12 protein-coding genes are annotated in these 16,476 nt (G+C 60.7%); 8 read left to right on the top strand and 4 right to left on the bottom strand.

Going from position 1 to position 16,476, the window contains the following annotated elements; all coding sequences use genetic code 11:
* The 6 genes from VNX23_RS14910 to VNX23_RS14885 form a co-directional block, all read left to right on the top strand.
* Window positions 1–2,663 (top strand): AAA family ATPase (locus VNX23_RS14910; RefSeq protein ID WP_325631219.1); only part of this gene is annotated, 2,663 nt, incomplete at its 5' end.
* 35 nt (window positions 2,664–2,698) lie between these two features.
* Complete coding sequence (locus tag VNX23_RS14905) at window positions 2,699–2,866, top strand: hypothetical protein (protein ID WP_325631218.1); 168 nt, start codon at window positions 2,699–2,701, stop codon at window positions 2,864–2,866.
* 84 nt (window positions 2,867–2,950) lie between these two features.
* The gene (locus VNX23_RS14900; RefSeq protein WP_325631216.1) at window positions 2,951–3,508 is read left to right on the top strand and encodes an OsmC family protein; all 558 of its coding nucleotides are present in this window, start codon (window positions 2,951–2,953) and stop codon (window positions 3,506–3,508) included.
* 28 nt (window positions 3,509–3,536) lie between these two features.
* Entirely contained in the window at window positions 3,537–4,820 is a 1,284-nt protein-coding gene (locus tag VNX23_RS14895; protein ID WP_325631214.1) for an NAD(P)-binding domain-containing protein, read from the top strand.
* Window positions 4,821–4,856: 36 nt separating this feature from the next.
* Window positions 4,857–6,629 carry an adenylate/guanylate cyclase domain-containing protein gene (locus tag VNX23_RS14890; protein ID WP_325631212.1) on the top strand — a complete coding sequence of 591 codons (1,773 nt, stop codon included), beginning with the start codon at window positions 4,857–4,859 and terminating at the stop codon, window positions 6,627–6,629.
* Between the two features lie 727 nt (window positions 6,630–7,356).
* Window positions 7,357–9,072 (top strand): SulP family inorganic anion transporter, encoded by a 1,716-nt coding sequence (locus tag VNX23_RS14885; RefSeq protein WP_325631210.1) that lies wholly within the window; start codon window positions 7,357–7,359, stop codon window positions 9,070–9,072.
* 160 nt (window positions 9,073–9,232) lie between these two features.
* Here VNX23_RS14885 and VNX23_RS14880 read toward each other — a convergent pair whose 3' ends face one another.
* Window positions 9,233–9,637 carry a YccF domain-containing protein gene (locus VNX23_RS14880; protein ID WP_325631208.1) on the bottom strand — a complete coding sequence of 135 codons (405 nt, stop codon included), beginning with the start codon at window positions 9,635–9,637 and terminating at the stop codon, window positions 9,233–9,235.
* 103 nt (window positions 9,638–9,740) lie between these two features.
* Window positions 9,741–10,703 (bottom strand): sensor histidine kinase, encoded by a 963-nt coding sequence (locus tag VNX23_RS14875; protein WP_325631206.1) that lies wholly within the window; start codon window positions 10,701–10,703, stop codon window positions 9,741–9,743.
* Between the two features lie 206 nt (window positions 10,704–10,909).
* Between VNX23_RS14875 and VNX23_RS14870 the strand changes: the two genes are divergently transcribed.
* Window positions 10,910–11,752, top strand: coding sequence for a glucose 1-dehydrogenase (locus tag VNX23_RS14870; protein WP_325631205.1), 843 nt, complete (start codon window positions 10,910–10,912; stop codon window positions 11,750–11,752).
* A 23-nt stretch (window positions 11,753–11,775) separates the two neighbouring features.
* On the opposite strand, the gene VNX23_RS14865 is transcribed toward VNX23_RS14870, so the two are convergent.
* A complete protein-coding gene (locus VNX23_RS14865) occupies window positions 11,776–13,152 on the bottom strand; it encodes a cytochrome P450 (RefSeq protein WP_325631203.1) in 1,377 nt (458 codons plus the stop codon).
* Window positions 13,153–13,373: 221 nt separating this feature from the next.
* Window positions 13,374–14,618, bottom strand: coding sequence for an LLM class flavin-dependent oxidoreductase (locus VNX23_RS14860; protein WP_325631201.1), 1,245 nt, complete (start codon window positions 14,616–14,618; stop codon window positions 13,374–13,376).
* Between the two features lie 229 nt (window positions 14,619–14,847).
* Between VNX23_RS14860 and VNX23_RS14855 the strand changes: the two genes are divergently transcribed.
* Complete coding sequence (locus VNX23_RS14855) at window positions 14,848–16,317, top strand: glycosyltransferase (protein ID WP_325631199.1); 1,470 nt, start codon at window positions 14,848–14,850, stop codon at window positions 16,315–16,317.
* Window positions 16,318–16,476 lie beyond the last annotated feature (159 nt).

Below are 16,476 nucleotides of genomic sequence, written 5' to 3'. Positions count from 1 at the left end.
GCGGCCATGTCGCCAAGAAGTTGGGCGACGGGCTAATGGTGCTATTTGGCTATCCGGTGGCGCAGGAGAACGACGCTGAACGCGCCGCGCGGGCTTCGCTATCAATCCAGCGCGCCCTCGCCGAAGTGAACCGCAAGAACGCCGGTTCTGACAAGCCAGCGCTCAATGCGCGCATCGGTATCGAAACCGGCCCGGTAGTCGTTGATGGCTCAGGGGAAGTTTACGGGGATGCGCCCAATACGGCAGCGCGCGTGCAGGCGCTGGCAGAGCCAGGCACCGTCGTCGTGACAGCGAGGGTCCAGCGTCAGATCGCCGGCTTGTTTGTCGCCGAGGAGCGCGGCAGCCACGAACTCAAAGGCGTGCCTGAGCCAGTGACGCTATTCCGCCTTGTGCGGGCAAGCGGCGGCGGACGCCGTGCCGGGCAACGCCGTCTCACGCCGCTGGTGGGTCGCGACGAGGAAATCGCCATGCTGATGCGGCGCTGGGAGCGGGCGCGGCAGGGCGACGGCCAATTGGTGCTGATTGTTGGCGAACCCGGGATCGGCAAGTCGCGCCTCATTGAAGAATTCCATGCGCGGCTGCGCGACACTCCGCACACCTGGGCCGAATGGGGCTGCTCGCAGCTTTTGCAGAACACGCCGCTGCACCCGATCGCTGAATGGGGCCGCCAGCGCTTTGGCGGTCCCGATGTACCGGCGGAACGGCAGCTCTCGGACCTGGAGAACACCCTGGCGCTGATCAAGCTCGATCCGGCCGAGAACGTTCCCTTGCTCGCGCCGCTACTCGACATTCCGCTCCCGCCCGAACGCAGGCCAATTTTAGCGCCCGAGGAATTGCGCCACCGGCAATTGGCGGCACTGACGAATTGGGTAATGGCCAGCGCCCGCGCGCAGCCAGTCGTGCTGACCCTTGAAGACCTGCATTGGGCCGATCCGACAACGCTTGACCTCTTCCGTGGCATCGCCGAGCGCGGCGCGCTGGCGCCGTTGTTCGTTCTGCTGACTGCCCGGCCGGAGTTCCGGCCGCCCTGGGGCGCGCGTTCTCACCATAGTGCGATTTCGCTGGTGCCGCTCGACCGTTGTCAGGTTAGACATATGGTGGAGAAGCTTGCGGCCCGCCACGCACTGGCGAAGGAGGTGATCGAAGGCGTAACCGAGCGCACGGGCGGCGTGCCGCTGTTCATCGAGGAAGTCACACGGCTCCTATTGGAGCGCAATGAGCAGGGCGGCATTCAGGCAATCCCGCCGACGCTGCAACAATCATTGACCGCGCGGTTGGACCGGTTAGGACCTGCCCGTGAGGTGGCACAGATCGCTGCCGTAATCGGGCGCGGCTTTTCCTACCCGCTCGTCCGCGCCGTCGCCAGAATGGAGGACGAAGCACTGCAGACGGCGCTGGAACGGTTGGCGGAGGCTGACATACTCCTGGTACAGGGTCTTCCGCCGGAATCCGAATACCGCTTTAAGCATGCGCTTATTCAGGATGCGGCCCATGAGAACTTGCTCAAGAGCCGTCGGCAGGCTTTGCACCGCCGCACGGGTGAGATTCTGCGCGATCAGTTTACTGCCACTGCTGCAGCCGAGCCGGAGTTAATCGCTCACCACTTCACGGAAGCGGGGCTGACCGAAGCCGCTGTCGAATGGTGGGGCACAGCGGGACAGCGCTCACTGGCGCGATCCGCGCTTCTTGAAGGCGCAGAGCAGCTCAAACGGGCGCTTAACCAGATCGCGACCTTGCCGGTCACGCCGGCTTTGCGTCGCGAAGAGATCAAACTTGAAGTCGCTTTCGCCAATGTTCTAGCGCTCACGGGTGACCTTTTGGATGGCAAAGAGCACTACGACCGGGCGCTCGCTATTTATGATCCTGCTGAACACCGTCCGCTTACGACGCGTTCTGGCCGGGATGTCGGAGTGACCCTCTTGTCGTTTCGTTCGAACTGTGTTTGGCAACTTGGTTATCCCGCGGCTTCACGCAATGACGCCGAGCGCGCAGTCAAGAATGCGCGCGAGATTGGCCACGCTACCACATTGGTGTATGCGCTGTCCCGCGCAGCTACTTGCTACATCCTCTGCCGAAATTACGCCGCTGCACATGCGCAGCTCGACGAGCTCACCGCCTTGGCAGACGAAAAAGGGAAAGCACTTGGAGCCTTACAGCGCGGTTGGCTTTTTGCACTAACCGGAAATGCCTCGGATGCAGTTCGGGCGATCACATCGGGGATGACCTCACTTCGGTCAATTGGAGCAACTCTTTATGAACCGCGGTATCTGTGGAATTTGGCAATGGCTTACACGGAACTTGATCAGCTTGACGATGCGAGGCGTTGCATTGACGACGCGATAGACAAAGTAGAAAAGTCGAAGGAGAAATGGTGCGAGGCCGAGGTACACCGCATTGCTGGGGAAATTGCACTCAAGTCGCTCGCGCCGGATACGGAAAAAGCAGAAAAATATTTTGATCGCGCACTCTTTGTTGCGCGTCAGCAGCAAGCAAAATCCTGGGAGCTGCGCGCCGCAATGAGCATGGCGCGGCTATGGCGTTCTCAGGGCAAGTCGCAGCAGGCCCGCGAACTGCTCGCTCCGATCTACGGCTGGTTCACCGAAGGCTTCGACACGCTCGACCTGAAAGATGCCAAGTCGTTGCTCGACGAATCGGCGACATGAGCGCTGCGTGGTTGCAATACGTCCGAACGCGCGGAATGGTCGAATTGGTCGAATGTTGTCCGATCCTGTTCGCAATGGTGGGGCATGTGTTTGGGGGACCGAATGGTCCGCATGGGGCGCGCGTCGACGGCGGCAAATTCGCAGGAGACCTGAAAATAAGGGAAATTTTCCCTGCAGGTTTGGAAGGAGCAGGTTTGGATTGAGATATAGTTCACTGATTTGGATAATTCCTCAATGCTATATTGAATAGGATCGAAATTCATCAACCGCACCTATGGAGGGTACCGATGGCCGATGCTAGGAGCATTGCTAATAACGGCGTGAACGTCGCAGCTTTGCTTGCTGCCCGTGAAGAGCTTACTAAAGCTCCTGCTGCTGCGCAGTTTAAATGGCGCGCCGCCTGCGAATGGAAGGATGGCACTCACAGTCACTCTACGGTTGAAGGTTTTTACGGCTTAGGGGAAGAACAGCATCACAAGAGAACTTTTACCTTCGATGCTGACCACCCGGAAATTTTCGCCTCCGAGGACAAAGGTGCCACGCCGGTCGAGTACGTCTTAGTTGGGTTGGCAAGTTGTCTGACCGCAGGTATCGCCGCGATTGCCCAAAACCGCAACATTCAGCTGCGCTCGGTCACCGCGACCCTAGAAGGGGACATGGACCTCCAAGGCATTCTCGGCATAGACGACGTGCGCAATGGTTTCGGCGGCATAAAGGTGACCTACAAGATCGACGCCGATGCAAAGCGCGAAGACATCGAAGCCCTCGTCGCGCAATCGCAGAAGCGATCGGCAGTCTATGACATCGTGACCAATCCGACCAATGTCACGGTCGTAGTGGATTGAACCGGCGCAGGCCCATTGCCGCACTAGATTGAGAACGACCGCCATTCGCAACGTCACCACAGTCGTTATCGGTGCGGGGCACGCCGGCCTGGCAACGAGCCGTTGCCTCTGCGACCGTTCCATCGATCACGTGGTGTTGGAACGCGGTGAGATTGCTCACACGTGGCGCACTGAACGCTGGGATTCGCTGCGACTGTTAACGCCTAATTGGCAGAGCCGACTGCCTGGCTTTACCTACAATGGTGACGATCCGGACGGCTACAGGACCGTGGCCGAGGTAATCGAATTCATCGCGAGTTACGCCAGGGCGATCTCGGCCCCGGTACTAACCCACACGACGGTCACATCGGTGCGCAGCACGGAGACGGGATACCTAGTGCGCACCGACCAAGGCGATTGGCTATGCCGGGCGGTCGTGGTCGCTTCCGGGGCATGCAACGTCGCTGACGTTCCCAGGTTTGCCAACAAGGTACCGCGGTCAATCATGCAACTGACCGCCCAGAACTACCGCAATCCTGAACAACTCGCCCCCGATAGTGGCGTCTTGGTCGTTGGAGCATCCTCGAGCGGTACTCAGATCGCCCATGAAATACACCGCTCGGGCCGACCGGTCATCTTGTCGGTGGGCGAGCACATTCGAGCGCCGCGCGTTTATCGTGGCAAAGATTTGGAGTGGTGGATGGATGCCGCCGGTGTGCTCGACGACCGCTACGACGAAGTCGACGATCTTGCCAGAGCACGACGGGTTGCTTCACTGCAACTTGCCGGCACGCCCGATCGATCTACCCTCGACCTTAACGCCCTCACCGAAACAGGCGTGAAGCTTGTTGGCCGCATTGGCGGTATCAGCGAAAACGGTAAGGCGCAGTTTTCCGGATCATTGCGCAACGTGTGCGTGCTTTCCGATCTCAAGATGGGAAGATTGCTAGACCGTATCGACGAGTGGGCGCAAAGAAACAGCTTCGATGCCAAAGCCAACCCGCCACATCGCCTGCCGCCAACCCGCGTGGAGCCGGCGCCGCCACTCGGAGTGGATCTGGCGTCTGGCGAGATCAAAGCGATTATTTGGGCCACGGGCTACCGACCCGACTACTCTTGGCTTGAATTGCCAGTTCTCGATCGGAAGGGCAGGCTCCGGCACGATGGAGGGGTAGTCTCATCGCCGGGAATGTATCTCATGGGGGCTCAGTTCATGCGCCGTCGAAAATCCGCCTTGATCGATGGTGCGGGCGACGACGCCCGCGACCTCAGCGCCCATTTAACGTCTTATCTCGATGGCATTGGCACCACGATGGTCAACATTGCCCAGTGAGCCATAAAGTTGTATCCGTGGTTCAGAGGAGTCTGCATGACCGAAGAGCGCCTCCAAAGGAGGCTCGCAGCTATTCTGTCAGCCGATGTGGTCGGATACTCGCGCCTAATGGGGATCGACGAGGCGGGGACCGTCGCCCGGTTGAAGGCCATGAGGCACGACCTCTTCGATCCGCTGATTGCGGCCCATTCTGGCCGGACCTTCAAGCTCATGGGCGATGGCGCGCTGGTTGAGTTTGGGAGCGCCGTGGATGCTGTCACCTGCGCGATCGAGGTTCAGAAGAAGGTCCAACAACGCAACGCGGGCAGCCCCGAAGACTCTCGGATAAAGTTTCGGATCGGCATCAATGTCGGTGACGTCATCGTCGACGGCGACGACATCTATGGTGATGGCGTGAACGTCGCAGCTCGGATCCAGGCGCTGGCGGACCCCGGCGGCATCTACATATCTCGCGGTGCTGCGGATCAGGTGCGTGACAAGGTCCCGATCAAAATCGAGACGCGCGGGGAGCAGACTGTCAAGAACATAGCGCGACCGATCGAAGTCTTCTGCATCATCGCGGAAGACCGCGACGTGACCGCGAAAGCCGTGCACAAATCCGAGAGCCGTGTTCAGACTCCGATCGTCGCCGAGAACCCGGCGATCGCCGTGCTACCCTTTGTCAATATGAGTGGAGAGCCCGAGCAGGAATTCTTTGCCGACGGCATCACCGAGGACATTCTCACTGAGCTGTCGCGTTTCCGCGAGCTGCTTGTGATCTCGCGCAATTCCGTGTTCGCTTACAAAGGCAAGCCGATCAATGTGCAGAAGGTCGCCAAGGAGCTTGGCGTCCAGTACGTTGTCGAGGGTAGCGTGCGCAAGTCGGGCAGCCGTGTTCGCATCACCGCGCAACTGATCGACGCTGAGACCGACCGCCACCTCTGGGCCGAGCGGTACGACCGGGAACTCGCCGACATCTTCGCCATCCAGGATGAGGTGACGTCGTCAATCGTTTCGATCCTACCGGGCCGCGTCGCGGCCGCGGCGCAGGGCCGCGTGCAGCGCAAGCCGCCGGAAAACCTAGTGGCCTACGAATGCGTGCTCGCAGGCAAGCTATTCCACCACCGTTCCACACGAGCGGATAATGAAGAGGCGCTGCGGATGCTTGAGCGCGCAATCGCACTCGATCCCGGTTATGCGCACGCGCATGCCTGGAAGGCCTGCGTACTCGGACAATCGACCGTCACTGGCTGGTGCGCTGATGTCAAGACCACAAGGCTTGCGCTGATTAGGGAACTGACGAAGGCCCTGTCGCTCGACGAGAACGACAGCGACGTGCACCGCGTTCTCGCCGCCGTGAACCTGACGGTACACCACGACCACGACAAGGCGCTCCACCACCAGGAGCGGGCGCTGGCGCTCAATCCGAACGACGACCTCATTGTCGTGCAGCAGGGCGAGGTGCTGACCTGGATCGGCCGGGCGGAAGAAGGGATCGAATGGATCCAGAAGGCGATGCGCCTCAATCCCTATCATCCCGAGCACTTTTGGGGTTCTCTCGGCCGCGCCTACTTCGTCAGACGGCGCTACGGTGAGGCGATCAAAGCGTTCCAACGGCGTAGTCGAACCAGCCAAACCCATTGGGCGTTTCTTGCGGCATGCTACGCGCAGCTCGGAGACGCTGCGGCGGCTAAGGGCGCGGCCCAGGAGCTACTGCAACGGGCGCCGGACTTCTCGATCGAGCGCTTTATCGCGACGCAGCACTACCAGCACGAAAGCGACCGCGAGCACCACCGTGCCGCGCTAGTTAAGGCCCAATTGCCGGCGTGAGACCGTTGCTGTCTGCGGCAGTGCTCGCGGTTGATGTCGCCGGCTACTCGCGTCTGATGGGCGCTGACGAAGTCGGCACATCCGCTCGCTCCGCGAACACACATCTGGCTAACGGTCGCCGCTGACGGCGATCGAGTGCCTGCAGCGGTAGTCCGCGCAGTACACGAGCAGTCCGCGCGCACCGCTCTCGCGCATCTCGGCGAAGGTGATTTTCTGCTGGCGGGCCGACAAGTGCTGGTTCGCTGGCTAGGTTTTTTTTGCTGATCGGCGAGGCTAAGTTGGCACCGCAATTGGCACCCAACTCAATAAAATGGGCAGGGACCACCGGGCACCAGCAAAACCGAACGCCTCGGAAACTCCAACAAAACAAGATAGTCAGGGACAATCAGTGACCGGAAGGACAGCCAAAACAGTTTGGGGAAACCGGTTACCGAAGGCTAAATCCCCCGCGTTCGGGGCAGCCCCCCGGAACTTCGGATGCGCAGAGTTCGGCATTCTCGGGTGAAAGCCGGGCTTTCCGCTCAAAACTCTTACCGGACCGTCAGCTCTGGCTCGGCGCGTACTCCTGTTTATTTCCGGACCGAAAGCTTCGTGATAGCTTGATTTTGATCCCGCGCGGATTTCGGGCGTTCAACGCCTCGCGCGGCCCCGGAAAGATGGCGGACCCGATCGTTGCGAATGCAAAAGGGCGCTGCTCAAACCTGGCGTCCATCAGGGGATAGCGGGCATGGCGGATACTTCCGGATCTGCGAAATCCGAACGGGCAAGGTCGGTCTTGCCGGTGTTTCGCTCTTTGAGCGGCTATCGCTTTGAATTTATCACCCGCGATCTCTTCGCCGGCCTGACCCTTGCCGCGATTGCCATCCCCGAACAGATGGCGACAGCACGGCTCGGCGGGTTCGCCCCGCAGATTGGATTTTTCGCCTTTGTGGCGGGCTCGCTTGCCTTCGCGGCCTTCGGCAGCAATCGCTTTCTTTCGTCGGGCGCGGATTCGACGATCACGCCGATCTTCGCCGGAGGCCTTGCGGCCCTGGCAGCTTCCACCTCGCCGGATTACCCGGTGCTTGCCGCGGCGCTGGCGCTCATGGTCGGGCTACTGCTTTTGGCAGCCGGAATTTTCCGGCTGGGCTGGATTGCCGACCTGCTCTCGATACCGGTGACGATCGGCTTTCTTCTCGGAATCTCGGTCCACATCCTGATCTCGCAATTGCCGGCCATCCTCGGGCTGCCGGAACCCCATGGTCCGATGCTGCAGCGGCTCGCGACCATCGCCGAAAATGTCGACCAGGCAAACGGATTTACCCTGGTCATTGGTCTTGGCGTTCTGGCGATCATCGCACTCTCCGAGCGGATCGACGCGCGGATTCCAGGCGCGTTGATCGGCCTTGCGTTGGCGGGCGCGGCCGTGATCCTGCTTCGGCTCGAGAACAGGGGCGTAAGCGTTCTCGGCGCCATCACCGTCGAAATGCCGGCGTTCGGAATTCCCTTTGTCACGGCGAGGCAATTGGCAAGCCTGGTGTCGCTCAGCCTGATCATTTCGATCGTCGTCATGGTGCAGACGGCCGCAACCACGCGATCGTTTCCGTCCGACCCCAACGAGCCGCCGGACGTCGACCGTGATTTCGTCGGCGTCGGCGCCGGCAGCGTGCTGTCTGGGTTGATCGGCGCGTTTCCCGTCGATGCCAGCCCGCCACGCACAGGCGTGGTTTCCGAGACCGGTGGCCGCTCCCAGATCGCAGGACTGGCGGCCGTGGCAATCATAGTCCTGCTTTTGGCATTCGGCGCATCGCTGCTGCACCGGATTCCCAACGCGGCGCTAGGCGGAGTCCTCCTGTTCGTCGCGCTCAGGATCATCCGCTTCGGCCAGATCATGGCGGTCTACCGGCAGACGCGGTGGGAGTTTTTGCTGATCCTGCTCACCGCCGTGGCGATCATCGTGCTGCCGATCGAGCAGGGCGTCGGCATCGGCATCGCGCTTTCGCTGCTGCATGGCCTATGGAGCACGACGCGCGCCCGCGCGCTGGTGTTCGAACGGGTGCCCGGAACCTCGATATGGTGGCCGGCGAGCCGGCATTTTCCAGGCGAACGGGAAAGCGGCATTATCGTCATCGGATTCCAGGCGCCGCTGTCTTTTCTCAATGCCTATCATTTCCGCCACGACATCCTGGCAGCCATCAAGTCCTCTTCCCAAAAGGTGAGGCTTCTCGTGCTGGAGGCGACAGGCATTGTCGAGATCGATTTTACGGCGTCGCAGGTCCTGACCGGGATTATCCGCGACTGTCGTCAGGATGGCGTCGATTTTGTGCTGGCGCGGCTTGAATCGCCGCGCGCGCAGGACGCCCTGGTGCGGTTCGGCATCGGCGCGCTGTTGGGCCCGGACCATCAGTTCCGAAGCGTCGAGGAGGCGATCAGGGCGCGCGGCAAGAAATCTTCGATGCCATGAAGCGCGATCAGCCGATGCATCCGAAGCTTTGATGCTGCTCCAGAGCGCGATAATTTCGAGTCCAATCGTGATCGCGCTTTAGATTATTGAGCATGATCTGCGCAAACGCATTTGCGTTTGTCGCGAGGAAAAACCGGCTCCTGCTTTTCCGGACTATGGCCTAGGCGGGAACGATCGCTTTGCCGATCGGCCATAGCGCAATGCCGGCGAGTTTCACATGGGCCCAGGCGAACGGAATGCCGATGATGGTCACGGCAAGGACGACCGCGGTAACGAGATGCGCGAGCGCCAGCCACCAGCCGGCCAGCAGCAACCAGATCAGATTGCCGATGAAACCGAGCGGCCCGGTGCCGATGTCGGACTGGCCGGTCAGACTATCGCGGCGCACGGCCTTCTGGCCGAACGGAAGCAAGGTGTAGACGGCGATATTGAACGCAGCTCTCGCCCACGGCAGACCTATGATGGTGATGGCCATGATGACGGCGGCGACAACCCAGGCAAACGCCATCCACAGCCCGCCGAGCAACAGCCAGAGTATGTTCAGAAATATCGAAACCGGAGGCATTTGATCTCTTTGAAAACGGGTAAGGCTCCAAAACAATCCGCAAGCGTTTATAAGCCTTTCAACATGACGACGATAGCAAGGAAAGGGACAAACCGGAACGATTTCAGCTTGCGGGAATTCGGCATTGCATCGTGCAATGAAGGCCGCTTTTCAAATAGGTGATCTCGGTCTTGCCGTCGAAAGCCTTGAGTGCGGATTGCAACAATTTGGTGCCGAAGCCAGGTTCGCCCACCGTTCCGATCGAAGGCCCTTCAGTCTCGTCCCAGGTGATGTTGAGGCGGCCGTCGGTCGCCGACCACGACACCTGCAACAACCCCCGCGCGGAGGAAAACGCACCATACTTGCCCGCGTTCGTCGCCAGTTCGTGAAAAATCAGCGCAAGGCTCACGGCAAGCTTGGCGGGCAGAAACAGCCGTTCGCCGTTCAAGCTAAAGCGGACGTGCCCGTACGGCCCGAGTTCGGACAGCAAGAGCTCCTTGATGTCGCAGCCACGGCCATCCACCTTCGCGATCAAATCGTCGGTTGCCGAGAGCGCGCGCATCCTGTGATCGATACCGGCCCAGACTTGCGGCTGATTTTGCAGAACCTGGTGAAGCACAGCATGAATGGTCGATACCTTGTTCTTCAGCCGATGTTGAAGCTCCTCCACGACGAGTCTGCGATACTCCCGTTCACGGATCAGCCGCTCGGAAATTTCCCGCTGCTTTGAGGCGAGCAGCCGATAATGCTCGACGCCCCAGATCGTGAGACCGCACACGATCAGAAAGATGGTCAACAGTACCAGCCTTGCAAAATCGGTCGGAGCTTGACCGAAATTTATGAATATGCCGAGCAACCCGCCCAAACCGGCCGTCGCCATGCCTATGCGGTATCCGCCGAAAGCCGTGGCAAAGAACACCGCCGGAATGTATGGCGTGAAATAGATGTCCGTCCGGATCATGGACAACAGCCAGCGCGCCGCCGTCGAAATAGCAAGGCACGACGCGGCGAAACACAGCGCGAACGGCAACGATGGCCGGGACGTTCCTCGCCAGCCGCGCCGCAACTCGTCGATCACTTTCACCATGGGTCGCATCAGATGATCAGCAAATACAGCATCAGGCAAGCGCGGCAGAAATCGTGCCACTTCCCGTGTGAGAAAAATGTACTACCCTTCGGCACTCGACGAGGACAATTGTCGAATTGGAAACCGGGGCGGGACGCACCATGGCTTGCGTCGTCCCCCAAAGCCCGGGATAGTTGTAACCCGATCATGGTCGAAAGGAGATCAATATGGGACGGCTGAACGGCAAGGTTGCGGTGATCACCGGCGCGACCAGCGGCATCGGACTGCGCACTGCGGAGATTTTCGTCGCTGAAGGAGCGAAAATCGTCATCGCCGGCCGCCGGGCGGTCGAAGGCGAGGCGTTGGCCAGGAGGTTAGGCCCCGCGTGTCTGTTCCGCCGCACCGATGTCACCATCGAGGACGAAATGCGCGCGCTGATCGGCGAGGCCGTCGAGAAATTCGGCCGCATCGACTGTCTGTTCAACAACGCCGGCGGACCGGCACAAACCGGCGGCATCGAAGGGCTGGAGGTGGCACGTTTTGATGCCGCCATGGCGACGCTGGTGCGCAGCGTGATGCTTGGGATGAAACACGCCGCCCCCCATATGCGCCGCCAGGGCTCCGGCAGCATCATCAACAACGGCAGCATCGCCGGCCGGCTCGCCGGCTTTTCATCGTCGATCGTCTACGGCGCCGCCAAGGCTGCGGTCATTCACCTCACCAAATGCGTGGCGATGGAACTCGGTGAAGCGGGCATCCGCGTCAACAGCATTTCGCCGGGCGCGATCGCCACCGGAATTTTCGGCAAGGCGCTTGGGCTTTCTGTCGAGGCGGCAGAGAAAACTCCCGACGTCATGCGGGAGGTCTACAAGAGCGCACAGCCGATTCCGCGCGCGGGCCTGCCCGAAGATATCGCGCACGCCGCCGTATTTCTGGCCAGCGACGAATCCACCTTCATCAACGGTCATGATTTGGTGGTCGATGGCGCCATCACCGGCGGCCGCAACTGGACCGCGCAGCAGCAGGGCTACGTCGCCTTGCGCAAGGCATTCGATCAGGCGAGAGGTTGATTGCGGCAGAACTGAAGGGAATTTCAAATTCGCCGCGCCAGCGTGACGCGCAAGCCGTCTTTCGGCTTCGGGATCGGCCACATCTGCCACTCCGGCGTGGTGGTCGGGGTCAACCTGACGCTGAGATTTTGCAGGAAATGCCGCGCAAAGCATTTCGCCTGCATATAGGCGAAGTGCAGGCCAAGGCACATATGCGCGCCGCCGCCGAACGGCACAAAGGCAAAACGATGGCGGCCGCGCTGGGCCTCGTCAGTGAACCGCAACGGATCGAAGCTGTCGGGATCGCGCCAAATGCCCGGCATGTGGTGGGTGAACAGCGGGTTGACCGAGACCAAAGTGCCGGCAGGGATTGGATAGCCGCCAAAACTGAAGTCGCGTGTGGCGCGCCGCGGAATCGACGGCACCGGCGGCCTTATCCGCATCGCCTCCTTGAACGCCATCTCGGTGAGCCTCATCGCTTCGAGATTGTCGAAGCTGGTCGGCGCATCGCTCGCCACACCGAGCGCGGTGACCTCGTCCCGGAGCTTCTGCTGCCACTCCTGATCTGCGGCAATGGCGGCCACAAAGGAGGTGAGCGACGAAGTCAGCGTGTCGTGCGCGGCCATCATCAGAAAGCTCATATGGTCGACGATATCCTGGGTCGAGAGCAAGGCGCCGTCCTCGTGGGTGGCACGACAGAGCTGTGAGAAAAGGTCTTCGCCACCTTTAGCGCGTCGGATCGGAATCTGCTCCGAAAAATAGGCCACGATGCGGGCGCGGCCCTTGACCCCCCGCGCCATTTGCGTTCCCGGCCATGGCTGGCGGATCGGCGCGACCGATGCCGCAACCATGTCGACGAACGCACGCGTGATCTGCTCGACGTCAGGCCCGATACCGGTGCCGAGAAACGACGTGGCAGCCAGATCGAGCGTCAGCTGCTTCATCGCCGGATAAAACAGCATGGGACCTGGCTTTTGCCGCCACTGCGCCACGCGCCTCGAGATGCCGGCATCGAGCGCCGCAAGATAGGATTTCATCGGGCCGGACTTGAAGGCAACGGACAATGCGCGCCGATGCAGACGATGCTCGTCGAAATCAAGCAGCATCAAGCCGCGCGGAAACAATCGTCCGAGGATCGTCTCCCAACCGTAAGTGGATGAGAAAAGCCTTGCCTGGTCGAACAGCACGAGTTCGTTGGCTTCCGGACCGAGCAGAGTGACGCTGGTTTCACCGAGCACGCGGCCGCGATAGACGTGGCCGTGTTTCGCCGCCATCCGTTCGACTTCCCCTTTGGGATCCTTGAGGATTGCGAGCGTGCGGCCGATCACCGGCCAGCCCTCGTCGCCGGGAATGTGCCCGAGCAAGTCGCGTCTGGGCCGACTTGGCGTGATCGCGGGGGAAGCCATACTTTGCATCGACATGGCAATAGCTCCGGTCATCCGCCGGGGATCACCAAACGGCGGTATTCTTTGCCGCCGCGGGTCACGCCTGGTGTCATCGGTTTAAGCCCCGCTTTCGTAATAAACCGTTGTCGTCTTCGTGCAAAGACGCCGAATACCGCTCGTCAGGGGAAACCCTGCACGAGCACTGCCGCAAGAAGCGCTAGTGTGGCGGTTCAGAAGTCCGCATTGGAATCGGGACACTAGCCCTTGCCCTGCTTGGCGGCTTCCTTCTGCAAATCCGGCGCGTTGACGGGCGGGATCGCCACGCGGCCGGGGCCGGTGAGCGGAAGGGCTGCGGCCGCCTTTTCATTCTCCATGATTTTCGCCATCACCGCCTGCCCGGCCCGCTCGAAAACCGCGCGGTTCTCGATCAGGAATTTCTGCGACTGGCGCAGCTTATCGATATGGCCGTTGATCTCCGGCACAACATAGCGCGCCACCATGTCCCAACTGCGCCTGGTGTTTTCCGGATTGGCCCAGTCGTGGACGAAGCCGATGATGTGGCCTACGCCTCCGGAAACCTCCATCAGGTTTTTGATGGTCTTGACCAGATCGTCGGGCGTGCCGATGGTCGAAGCGGCGAACTCGCCGCGCACGGTTTTTTCGATCGCGTCTTCAGGCGAAGTGAACGGGCTCAACCCGGGCCGCTGCAGCGTGCGCACATTATACTCGTTGTGCCAGCGCATCAGTCCGGCGCCGGCTTCGCGCTCGGCCTGCTCCCTGCACTCGGCAATGTGCCAGGAGAGCAGCACGCGCCAATCGGAGCGACTCACTTTGGTGCCGTATTTTTTTGCGGCGTCTTCGGCAAAGCTCCATTGGGTGGGCAGCGCCATCAGACCCTGCGTCGACATCGAGCCGAGCGAAATGATCCCGATGCCGTATTTGCCGGCCAGCGTCATTCCCGAGGGCGAGATCTGCGAGGCCACCACGAACGGCATCTCTTCCTGCAAAGGCAGGATCTGGAGTGCGGCATCGTTCATCGTGAACCAGTCGCTCTTTGCACTGACGCGCTCGCCCTGGAACAGCCGGCGAATGATCGCAATCGCCTCATCCTGGCGATCGCGCTGGACCATCGGATCGATGCCGAGCGTATGTGCGTCGGAGGCAAGGGCACCGGGACCGGAACCGAAGATGGCCCGGCCTCCCGTCATGTGGTCGAGTTGCACCATTCGCTGGGCGACGTTGAACGGGTGGTGATAGGGCAGCGAGATCACGCCGGTGCCAAGCTTGATCCGCTTGGTGCGTTCGCCGGCTGCGGCCAGAAACATCTCGGGAGAAGCAATCATCTCCCAGCCCGAGGAATGATGCTCGCCGCACCAGAACTCGTCGTAACCGAGCGCATCGAGCTCTTCGACGAGATCGAGGTCGCGGCGGAATTGCAGCATCGGATGCTCGCCGATCGGATGATGCGGCGCGAGGAAAGCTCCGAATTTCAGGCGGGGCATGGACGTTCTCTCCGGACGATTGTTTATGCTCGGCTGATGTGAAACTACGGGCTGGGAAGGACCGAGGAAAGAGCAAAGGAACAGCACAGCCGATTTCCGTTCGCAGCACGCGAAATCGCACACGATTCCGGCCCGATGCGGACTTCTGAACCGCCACACTGGCCGAATTTACACCCCCCGGCCGTTCCGCTAAGACGGCCTTTCGTTCTTTTCGCAACCGAGGGCGAGGATGTATCTGAGGCAATCCGATTCCGCTGCTTCCTTGCCGCTTTCAAATCAGCGGAAGCGCGACCTCGTCGACCACTTCGAGGCCCATGGCGACGAACTCGATCGCTGGCGAAAATTCAACGCCGCTTACCACGAAGACGACTTCAAATTCATGAAATTCCTGATTCCGCCGGGCAAGCGGGTGCTGGAATTGGGCTGCGGCCGCGGCGACCTGCTGGCGGCGCTGAAACCTTCCTACGGCGTCGGCGTCGATTTCGGTGCAGCGACGATCGCCAAGGCCAACGAGCTGCATCCCGAGCTCTATTTCGTGCTGGGCGACGTCGAGGACCCGGCGACGCTGGCCTCGATCCGGGGCCCGTTCGACTACATCGTGATCGCCGACACCATCGGGATGTTCGAGGACATCGACGGCACCCTGAGGCTGGTGCATCACCTGTGCGAGCCGTCGACGCGGATCATCATCTCCTACTATTCGCATCTGTGGGAGCCGGTGCTCAAGCTTGCCGAGGCGCTGCACCTGCGCGCCAGGCAGCCGAAGATCAACTATATCGCCACCGCCGACTTCCTCAATCTGATGGATCTGGCGGATTTCGAAATGATCAGCCAGGAGCAGCGGCAGTTGTTGCCGCGCCGGTGGCTCGGGCTTGGTCCATTCATCAACCGCTTCATCGCGCCGCTCCCCGGCGTGAGGAAGCTCTGCCTGAGAACCTATCTGGTCGGTCGCCCGATGCGACAATTTCCCGACCGCAAGTTTTCCGTGAGCATTCTGATCCCCTGCCGCAACGAGAGGGGCAATATCGAAAGTGCGATCCTGCGCATGCCCCGGTTCGGCAGCTCGCAGGAAATCCTGTTCGTCGAGGGAAATTCCAGCGACGGCACGTTCGAGGAATGCGAACGTGTCCGCGACGCCTACCAGGACCGCTGGAACATCAAGGTGCTCAAGCAGGACGGCAAGGGCAAGGGCGACGCGGTACGAAAGGGCTTTTCTGCCGCGACCGGCGACGTGCTGATGATTCTGGATGCCGATCTGACAATGCCGCCGGAAGCGCTGCCGAAATTTCACGCGGTGATCGAGACCGGCAAGGCCGAGTTCGTCAATGGCACTCGCCTGGTCTATCCGATGGAGCGCGAGGCGATGCGCCCGCTCAATCTGATTGCCAACCGCTTCTTTGCCTATCTTTTCAGCTACCTCGTCAACACGCGCCTGACCGACACTCTGTGCGGCACCAAGGTGCTGCTGCGCAAGGATTATGAAGTGCTGGCGAGAGAGCGCGGCTACTTCGGCGATTTTGATCCATTCGGCGATTTCGATCTGATTTTCGGCGCGGCCAAACAGAATCTCAAAATCGTCGAGACACCGATCCACTACAAGGCGCGCACCTTTGGCGAGACGCAGATCTCGCGGTTTCGCGACGGATGGCTGCTCCTGAAAATGGTGTGGTTTGCCTATCGCAAACTGAAAGCGGTCTGAATCACTCGAGTCAGGCTGGTTGCACCTGCCGTATTTCCGTCATGGATGCGTCACGCGTTACCGTAACCTTTCACAGGAATCACAATCCTGTTGACCGTCAGTATGCGGCCTTTCCATTTCGCAGTGCAGCAACTATCTCTTGTCATCGGCCTTGTGGAT

This window comes from Bradyrhizobium sp. (genome assembly GCF_035570375.1).
Classification (GTDB): Bacteria; Pseudomonadota; Alphaproteobacteria; order Rhizobiales; family Xanthobacteraceae; genus Bradyrhizobium.
The sequence above is the reverse complement of the archived record's forward strand: the minus strand, read 5'-3'. Positions and strand labels throughout refer to the sequence as shown.

Bases quoted from the DNA above. Each gene is read 5' to 3' on its own strand.
- VNX23_RS14905 (WP_325631218.1), top strand. From the start codon at position 2,699: ATGGTCGAATTGGTCGAATGTTGTCCGATCCTGTTCGCAATGGTGGGG.
- VNX23_RS14900 (WP_325631216.1), top strand. From the start codon at position 2,951: ATGGCCGATGCTAGGAGCATTGCTAATAACGGCGTGAACGTCGCAGCT.
- VNX23_RS14890 (WP_325631212.1), top strand. From the start codon at position 4,857: ATGACCGAAGAGCGCCTCCAAAGGAGGCTCGCAGCTATTCTGTCAGCC.
- VNX23_RS14885 (WP_325631210.1), top strand. From the start codon at position 7,357: ATGGCGGATACTTCCGGATCTGCGAAATCCGAACGGGCAAGGTCGGTC.
- VNX23_RS14880 (WP_325631208.1), bottom strand. From the start codon at position 9,637: ATGCCTCCGGTTTCGATATTTCTGAACATACTCTGGCTGTTGCTCGGC.
- VNX23_RS14875 (WP_325631206.1), bottom strand. From the start codon at position 10,703: ATGGTGAAAGTGATCGACGAGTTGCGGCGCGGCTGGCGAGGAACGTCC.
- VNX23_RS14870 (WP_325631205.1), top strand. From the start codon at position 10,910: ATGGGACGGCTGAACGGCAAGGTTGCGGTGATCACCGGCGCGACCAGC.
- VNX23_RS14865 (WP_325631203.1), bottom strand. From the start codon at position 13,152: ATGTCGATGCAAAGTATGGCTTCCCCCGCGATCACGCCAAGTCGGCCC.
- VNX23_RS14860 (WP_325631201.1), bottom strand. From the start codon at position 14,618: ATGCCCCGCCTGAAATTCGGAGCTTTCCTCGCGCCGCATCATCCGATC.
- VNX23_RS14855 (WP_325631199.1), top strand. From the start codon at position 14,848: ATGTATCTGAGGCAATCCGATTCCGCTGCTTCCTTGCCGCTTTCAAAT.